General features: G+C 72.1%; 7 protein-coding genes. 3 read left to right on the forward strand and 4 right to left on the reverse strand.

Translation table 11 applies throughout. The features are described from left to right. Both ACE3T5_RS10240 and gshB read left to right on the forward strand, forming a co-directional pair. The coding region (locus ACE3T5_RS10240) for a KUP/HAK/KT family potassium transporter (protein WP_374667179.1) at positions 1–1,072 on the forward strand (1,072 nt) is incomplete at its 5' end. A 58-nt stretch (positions 1,073–1,130) separates the two neighbouring features. Further along, positions 1,131–2,102: a glutathione synthase gene (gene gshB, locus ACE3T5_RS10245; RefSeq protein ID WP_374667181.1), complete on the forward strand. Its 972-nt coding sequence runs from the start codon at positions 1,131–1,133 to the stop codon at positions 2,100–2,102. A gap of 5 nt (positions 2,103–2,107) precedes the next feature. Here the strand turns inward: gshB and ACE3T5_RS10250 are convergent, their stop codons facing one another. Genes ACE3T5_RS10250 through ACE3T5_RS10260 form a run of 3 tightly spaced genes read right to left on the reverse strand, consistent with a single transcriptional unit; the run spans position 2,108 to position 4,625 of the window. Then, entirely contained in the window at positions 2,108–2,914 is an 807-nt protein-coding gene (locus tag ACE3T5_RS10250) for a class II glutamine amidotransferase (protein WP_374667183.1), read from the reverse strand. Positions 2,915–2,921: 7 nt separating this feature from the next. Further along, positions 2,922–4,379: an MFS transporter gene (locus ACE3T5_RS10255; RefSeq protein WP_374667185.1), complete on the reverse strand. Its 1,458-nt coding sequence runs from the start codon at positions 4,377–4,379 to the stop codon at positions 2,922–2,924. A gap of 18 nt (positions 4,380–4,397) precedes the next feature. Further along, the gene (locus ACE3T5_RS10260; protein ID WP_374667187.1) at positions 4,398–4,625 is read right to left on the reverse strand and encodes a cysteine-rich CWC family protein; all 228 of its coding nucleotides are present in this window, start codon (positions 4,623–4,625) and stop codon (positions 4,398–4,400) included. 98 nt (positions 4,626–4,723) lie between these two features. Here ACE3T5_RS10260 and ACE3T5_RS10265 point away from each other — a divergent pair, with 98 nt between their 5' ends. Next, positions 4,724–5,305, forward strand: a complete 582-nt coding sequence (locus tag ACE3T5_RS10265) for a hypothetical protein (RefSeq protein ID WP_374667189.1) — start codon at positions 4,724–4,726, stop codon at positions 5,303–5,305. Positions 5,306–5,332: 27 nt separating this feature from the next. Here ACE3T5_RS10265 and ACE3T5_RS10270 read toward each other — a convergent pair. Continuing rightward, positions 5,333–7,622, reverse strand: a 2,290-nt coding sequence (locus ACE3T5_RS10270) for a DUF1631 family protein (protein ID WP_374667191.1), incomplete at its 5' end; no start/stop codon positions are given.

Raw genomic sequence — 7,622 nt, forward strand, 5'->3', positions numbered from 1 at the left:
GCTGGCCGAGCCGGCGGCGGTGAAGAACCCCTTCTTCATGATGGTGCCCGACTGGGCGCTGCTGCCGCTGGTGGTGCTGGCCACCGCCGCCACCGTGATCGCCTCGCAGGCGCTCATCACCGGCGCGTTCAGCGTCACCAAGCAGGTCATCCAGCTCGGCTACCTGCCGCGCCTGAACGTGCAGCACACGAGCGTGAAGGACACCGGCCAGATCTACATGCCGGCGGTCAACTGGGGCCTGTTCGTCGCCATCGTGCTGGCCGTGGTGATGTTCCGCTCCTCCAGCAACCTGGCGGCCGCCTACGGCATCGCGGTCACGCTGGACATGCTGATCACCACGGTGCTCACCTTCTTCGTCATCCGCTACGGCTGGAAGTACCCGCTGCCGCTGTGCGTGGGCGCCACCGGCATGTTCTTCGTGGTGGACCTGGCCTTCTTCAGCTCCAACCTGCTCAAGCTGCTGCAGGGCGGCTGGTTCCCGCTGGCCATCGGCGGCGCCATCTTCACGTTGATGATGACCTGGAAGCAGGGCCGCGCCATCCTGAGCGAGAAGCTGCGCTCCGACGCCATCGACCTGCGCGACTTCCTGGAATCGGTGTTCGTGAGCCCGCCCACGCGCGTAGAGGGCACGGCGGTGTTCCTGACCGCCGAGCCGGGCACCGTGCCCAACGCGCTGCTGCACAACCTGAAGCACAACAAGGTGCTGCATGCGCAGAACCTGTTCGTGACGGTGCGCAACCACGAGGTGCCGTGGATCGGGCTGGACCGCCGCGCGGAGATCGAGGCGCTCGGCCACGACTGCTGGCAGGTCACCCTGCACTACGGCTTCAAGAACGAGCCGGACGTGCCGCGCGCGCTGGAGCAGATCCGCAACCGCGGCTGCCTGCTCGACCCCATGACGACCAGCTACTTCCTGTCGCGCGACACGGTGGTGCCCACCATCGGCCACGGCATGGCCCGCTGGCGCGAGAAGCTGTTCGCGCAGATGCACCACAACGCCAGCGCGGCGGCGGACTTCCTGAACCTGCCGAGCAACTCGGTGGTCGAGCTGGGATCCAAGGTCGAGATCTGAGCCGCCGCGGGCGGGCACGCTTCCGGCAGGCGCCGCGGCTTTGTGCCACAGTAGCGCGGTGAACCTCCTCTTCGTCGCCGATCCCCTCGAGTCCTTCAAGACCTACAAGGACACCACGTTCTCCATGATGCGCGAGGCCCAGCGCCGCGGCCACCGCGTGGCGGCCTGCGAGCCGGGCGACCTGAGCTGGCGTTCCGGCGGGCAGGTGCATGGCACGGTGCGCGAGATCCGCCTCACCGGCGCGGAGGACGAATGGTTCCAGGAAGAGCGGCGCATCGAGCGGCCGCTGGCCGGCTTCGACGCCGTGCTGATGCGCAAGGACCCGCCCTTCGACAGCGAGTACTTCTACGCCACGCACCTGCTGGAGCAGGCGCAGCGCGAGGGCGCGAAGGTCTTCAATCGGCCGGCGTCGCTGCGCGACCATCCGGAGAAGCTCGCGATCATGGAGTTTCCCCAGTTCGTGAGCCCGACGCTGGTGACGCGCCAGGCCGAGGAGGTGAAGCGCTTCCATGCCGAGCATGCGGACATCATCCTCAAGCCGCTCGACGGCATGGGTGGCATGGGCATCTTCCGCGTCGGGCCCGACGGGCTGAACCTGGGCTCCATCATCGAGACGCTCAACCAGCACGGCCGCACCACGCTCATGGTGCAGCGCTACGTGCCGGAGATCAGTGCTGGCGACAAGCGCGTGCTGGTGATCGGCGGCAAGCCCGTGCCCTATTGCCTGGCCCGGATCCCGCAGGGCAGCGAGATCCGCGGCAACCTGGCTGCCGGCGGCAAGGGCGTGGCGCAGCCGCTGTCCGAGCGCGACCTGGAGATCGCCGAGACGCTGGGCCCGCGCCTCGCGCAGCGCGGCCTGCTGCTGGTGGGGCTGGACGTGATTGGCCGCTGCCTCACCGAGATCAACGTCACCAGCCCGACCTGCTTCCAGGAGATCACGCAGCAGACCGGCTTCGACGTGCCGGCGATGTTCATAGACGCGCTGGAGCAGGCGATGGCGGGGCCGGCGGGGGATGTGCTGACGGCGTAGCGGGATCATCGCTGGGGTTGCGCTGGCGCTCCACCCCAGCGCTTTCCCCCGCAGGCCCTCACCCCCTCCCGAAACACCGCCAGCTCCCCGGCCTGCAACGGCGTCCACACCTCGTCCACCGTCAGCGGCGCGGTCACCACCACCGCCACCCGGTCATCGGGCGCGGTGTGCCGGGCGAAGTCGACACTCAGGTCCTCGTCCGCCAGCTTGGCATGGGCGAAGGGGTGCCGGCGCTCCACGTAGAAGAGGTTCGTGGAGCAATGCGCCCACAGCGCATCGCCATTCGACAGCAGGAAGTTGAAGCGCCCGTGCCGCGCGATCGCCGGCACCAGCTCGCGCAGGGTGAGCGTGAGTTCCTCCACCGTGGGCACGCCGGCATGCGACTTGGCCATCTCCTGCAGCAGCCAGCAGAACGCGCGCTCGCTGTCGGTGCCGCCGACCGGTCGGAAGGCCGCGTGCAACCGGGGCTGGAGGTCCTGCAGGTCGCCGTTGTGCGCGAACACCCAGTAGCGGCCCCACAGCTCACGCACGAACGGGTGGCAGTTGGCCAGCGCCACCTCGCCCTGCGTGGCCTTGCGGATGTGCGCCACGACATTGCGGCTCTTGATCGGGTAGCGGCGGATCAGCTCGGCTACCGGGGATTCGCAGGCCGGCAGATGGTCCACGAAGTGACGCAGGCCCGCACCCTCGAAGAACGCGATGCCCCATCCGTCGGTGTGATGGTCGGTGCGGCCGCCGCGCTGCGCGAAGCCGGTGAAGCTGAACGTCACGTCCGTGGGCGTGTTGCAGTTCATCCCAAGCAGCTGGCACATGGCGCGATTATTCGCCAGCCGCGTGCTGCGTGGCCGGCGCCCGCATGCGCCAGGCCGCGATCATCGCCAGCGCGCAGACCGCCGCGAGCAGCAGGAACGATTCGTTGAAGGCCAGCAGCCGCTCGGGGCTGGTGGCCGGCCGCGCCAGGCTGTCGCCATGGGCGGCGACCCGCCACTCCAGCACCACCGCGCACAGGCTCACGCCGGCGGCGCCGCCCAGCATGCGCAGGAAGTTGATGGCGCTGGCGGCCTGCGGGATCCGCTCACGCGGCAGCCCGCGCATGGCGCCGATGTTCAGCGAAGGTAGGATCAGCCCCAGCCCCACGCGGCCGAGGATCGTCCACGCGGTGAGCAGGGCCAGCCCGCCAGGGCCGATGGTGGGCATGAGCGCGAACGACGCGGCCAGCAGGGCCAGGCCCGCGCTCACCATGCGGTAGGTGGGCACGCGGTCATTCAGCCGACCGGCGATGCCGATCACCACCGCCAGCACCAGGCCCGAGGGCAGCAGCACCGTGCCTGCGTGCGCCGCGGGCAGCTCCAGCGCGAGCTGCATGTACACCGGCAGCAGGTAGGTGGAGCCGAACAGGGCGATGCCATAGATGAAGGCGACGACGCTGCCCAGCGCGTACGTGCGGTGCGTGAACAGGGCGAGGTCCAGCAGCGGTGCCACGCCGCGCGCGGGCGCGCGCTGCAGCCAGGCCACCGTGCCGGCCAGCAGCACGGCCGCCGCCGCCAGCGTGGCCAGTGCCAGCGGCGCGTGGCCGCCGCGCAGCTCCACCAGGCCGTTCAGCAGGCACAGCACGCCGGCGCCGCCGGCCAGCAGCCCGCGCCAGTCGAGCGCGACCCCGCGGTCGGCCTGCTGGCCGCCCGGGGCCGTGGTGGGCACGAAACGGTAGGCCAGCGCGATCGCCAGCACGCACAGCGGCACCACCATGAAGAAGATCGAGCGCCAGCCGAAGGCGTCGACCAGCACGCCGCCGATCGAAGGCCCCAGCGCCGGCGCCAGCACCACCCCCATGCCGAACAGGCCGCTGGCGCGACCCTGCTCATGCGGCTGGAACGCGCGCAGCATGATGATGGCGGGGATGGGCTGCGCCACGCCGGCGGCCAGGCCCTCGGCCACGCGCGCGGCCAGCACCAGCGGAAAGTGCACCGCGAAGCCCCCAGCCAGGCCGTCCGCCATCAGCAGCACCATCGTGCCGACGACCGTGCGCCGATAGCCGTAGCGCGCCAGCAGCCAGGGCGTGGTGAGCATGGACACCGTCATCGCCACCATGAAGCCCGACGACACCCACTGCGCGCGGGCCTGGCTCAGGCTGAAGTGGTGGCTGAGGTCCGGGATGGCCACGTTGACCACCGTGGACGACATGATCGAGGCCATGGTGCCCACCATCACCGACAGCAACAGCAGCCAGCGATAGCGCGGACCGTGGCGCTGCTGCAGCGACGCGAGGTCGGTGCTCATCTCAACGGGGTGTTCTTCTCAAGGCGCGTCTGGACGGTCGGCCGCCGGGCCGGCGCGCGCGCAGTCGGCACAGATGCAGGCCCGGCCCGTGGCTGTGGCCGGCACGCGGGCCAGCAGTTCGGCGCTGAAGTCCACCTGCGTGCACCAGCAGGCGCCGGGTGGGGTGCCTGCGGCCCGGGCGGCCTCCATCGCGCAGCGGTTGGGTTGGCCGCACAGCGGGCAGCGGGCAGGGTCGACTTCGGCCATGCATCGCATCGTAGCGCCATCGTCGGATGGCATCCCGGGTAAACCGCAGTGCCGCCGGTGAAGGCCCGGCGCATCATCCGCGCAAGGATGACTCACGTATGCGACGCTTCCGGTCACTTCCAGGGCCCGCGCGCGGCCTGGCACTGCTGGCCTTGCAGGCCGCCGCGCTGACGGCGCCGGCCCAGGCGCAGGATCCCAAGTCCTGCGCCTTCATCATGCTGCCCTCGCGCGCGGCACCTGGCGCGCTGCCCTCGCTCGGCCGCAAGGTGCAGGCCGCCTGCGCCCCGCGCACCGCGGGGGCCGACCTGGACAAGCAGGTGCGCGACCTGCGCCGCCAGGGCTTCAAGCGCATCGTGCTGGCGGGCCATGGCCCGGGTGCGAACGCGGCGATGGCCTTCGCGGGGACCAGCGGCGATGTGGAAGCAGTGATCGCGCTGGGTGGCGACGTGGGCGGCGAGGGCGGTGACCTGCCCCGCGTGGCCGCGGGCATCAAGCAGCACGTGCCCCTGCTGTGGGTCGTCGGCGCGCAGGATCCGCTGGCCGCGCGCGGTGAGGCCTACGCCTTCGCCAAGGCCCCGCCGCATCCGGCCAGCCGCTACGTGAGCGTGGAAGGCGATGCCGCCGCCACACCCGACGCCGCTGCGCGGGCAGTGCTGGAGTGGATCAAGTCGCTGGACTGACCGGCGGCCCGCTCGGGCGGCGTCGCCTCAGGCGGCCACCAGTTCGCGCGGGGCTTCCTTCACCGTGGCCCGCAGCGCATGCGCCACGACACTATGGGACTCCACCGGGCGCAGCAGCCGCTCGCGCATCAGCCGCAGGCAGATGCGCCGCGTCATGGAATGGGGCTGGCCGCCGTGGCTCTGGAACATGAACAGCGTGCCGCGCGCCGCGGCCCAGATGAGCTGCGCGCGCAGCCACTGGTTGCGCGAGAACAGGTCCACCCAGCAGCCTTCGCGCAGTGTGGCCAGCTGGGCTTCGGCGCTCGTGTCGGCGGCGGTCTCGTCGAGGGCCTGCACCGCGTCACCGCCGCGAGCCGCGGCCACGGGTTGCACGGCCCGCTTCGCTTCGGCAGCTCGGGCCCGGGCGGCCTGCTCGGCGGCGCGCTCGTGCAGCTCCACCAGTTCGGCGCGGTCGGCCGGCAGCGTGTCCTGGTAACCGGCGGTCTGCAGCTCGCGCCGGCCCATCCAGAAGGCCGGGCGAGGTTCGGGCTTGCGGGCCGCGGCGGGGTCGAGCGCCGGATCGGGCGCCACCGGCTCCAGATCGGCCGGCTGGCTGGCGCGGGCTTCCTTGCGGTGCTTCGCGCGCAGCCGCATCACCGGCCGGTGCAGCTTCTCCAGCGACTGGAAGAAGCTGGCGGCTTCGGTGCCGTCCTGCCCGAGCGCCGCCAGGCCGGCGCGCAGCCGGTCCAGCAGGCCGGGCAGGATCTCGAACAGGCGAGCTGGCTGGCGCAGGGTCTCTTCGCGCTTGACGCTCCACAGCAGATCGGTGATGACCGCTGCGTAGCCCCCGGGATCCAGCTGGCCGGGCGGCGCGGTCAGCCGCGCCTGGGCCAGCACCAGCGCCCAGGGGCCAAACAGGAAGTCCTGCACCACGGGCGGCGTGCCGTCGAGGTCGGGGCGCTGGCTCAGGTCCCAGGCAATGCGGTCGGCCTCGGCCTGGCGCTCCTCGGCGAAGCGCACCGCGTCCAGCACCTGCGTGCGGCGGGCCTCCTCGGCCTTGTCCTCGCCGGCCCAGGTGGCCTGCAGCGCATCCAGGGCCGAGGCGAAGGGCGCCGCATCGTCCACCGGCTGCGCATTGAGACGGTTGAAGGCCTCGGCCACCTGCTCGGCGAAGACGCGGAAGTCGGGGTGGGCCTCGTCGTTGTACTTGAAGCTGCGCTCGGCCACGTGCTCCACCAGGCGCCGTGCCGGATTGGCCTCGTCGCCGAAGTAGCGCGGGTCCACCAGGGCCAGCCGCAGCAGGGAAGGCTCCAGCGCCACGATCGCCTCGCGCACGGGCGCGAGCAGGCGCGGGTCCTTCGCCACCTGGTCGACCAGCTTGCGCACCAGCTCCAGGCCCAGGGCCTGGCCCACCCGCTCGGCACGCTGCTTGAGGCGGGCGCGCAGCAGCGAGCGCTCGCGCGGCGCACCATAGCGGCCCCACACGGCGGGCTCCAGCGGCGAATCGGTGCCCACGTGCCGCATCGGCCGGTCCACCGGCGGCAGGTGCAGGTGCAGCCGCGCGGGTTCTGGGCTCCAGGTTTCGTCCGGGCGGATCGGGGCGGCCTCCAGCTCGGCCACTTCTTCGTCGGCACGCGCATGGTAGGCCGCCTGCAACGGCGCCTGCACCTGCGGCCCGCCGTGGTAGATGAAATCCTGCAGCACCGGGTGCGCGAGGTCGGCGCGGGCGAGATCGGCCCAGTCGGGCGCGGCAGGGCCGCTGCCAGCCGCCGCTTCGCCGCGGCTCGCTGGTCCGTGCGCCACGGCACCCGGTGAGCCGCCTGAGCCAGGCGCGGGGCTGGGCGAACGCGTCGCCTCGTCGGCCCTGGGCGCGGCCGCTGTGCGTGCCGGCGCGCTGCGCGCACCGGCCACTGGTAGCACGCGATAGCCCGCCGCCTTCAGGCTGGCGCCGCGCAGGCGCTCGGTGAGTTCGCGGTACAGCTTGTCGAGCTCCCGCGCCAGGGCCGGTGCCAGCGGGCGTGCCCAATGCGCCGCGACAGCCGGGCTGCTCGCGTCGCGCAGCAGGCCGTGCAGCGCACGCGCGAACACGTCGGGCTGCAGCGGGTTGCGTTCGGGTTGCACGGTGGGCAGGCCGAGCGCGCTGCTCATGAGGCCGTCGAATTCCGACAGGGCCTGTTCCACCACCGGCAGCAGCACCTGGCGGATGCGGGCGGCCTCCAGGCCCTGCGACACCTGCTCGTCGGCCACGAGGGAGAGCGTGAGTCCCTTGGCGGGGGGCGGGGGGGGGGGCGCCCGCGCGGCCCCGTGGAGGGGGGGGCGGCCCGGCCCGTGCCGCGCC

Origin of the sequence: Ramlibacter sp., from assembly GCF_041916345.1 — a bacterium.
In the GTDB taxonomy this organism is placed as follows: domain Bacteria; phylum Pseudomonadota; class Gammaproteobacteria; order Burkholderiales; family Burkholderiaceae_C; genus Ramlibacter.

What these genes read in the sequence shown, in the direction of transcription:
- ACE3T5_RS10250 (WP_374667183.1), bottom strand. Translation starts at nt 2,914, where the DNA reads ATGTGCCAGCTGCTTGGGATGAACTGCAACACGCCCACGGACGTGACG.
- ACE3T5_RS10255 (WP_374667185.1), bottom strand. Translation starts at nt 4,379, where the DNA reads ATGAGCACCGACCTCGCGTCGCTGCAGCAGCGCCACGGTCCGCGCTAT.
- ACE3T5_RS10260 (WP_374667187.1), bottom strand. Translation starts at nt 4,625, where the DNA reads ATGGCCGAAGTCGACCCTGCCCGCTGCCCGCTGTGCGGCCAACCCAAC.
- ACE3T5_RS10265 (WP_374667189.1), top strand. Translation starts at nt 4,724, where the DNA reads ATGCGACGCTTCCGGTCACTTCCAGGGCCCGCGCGCGGCCTGGCACTG.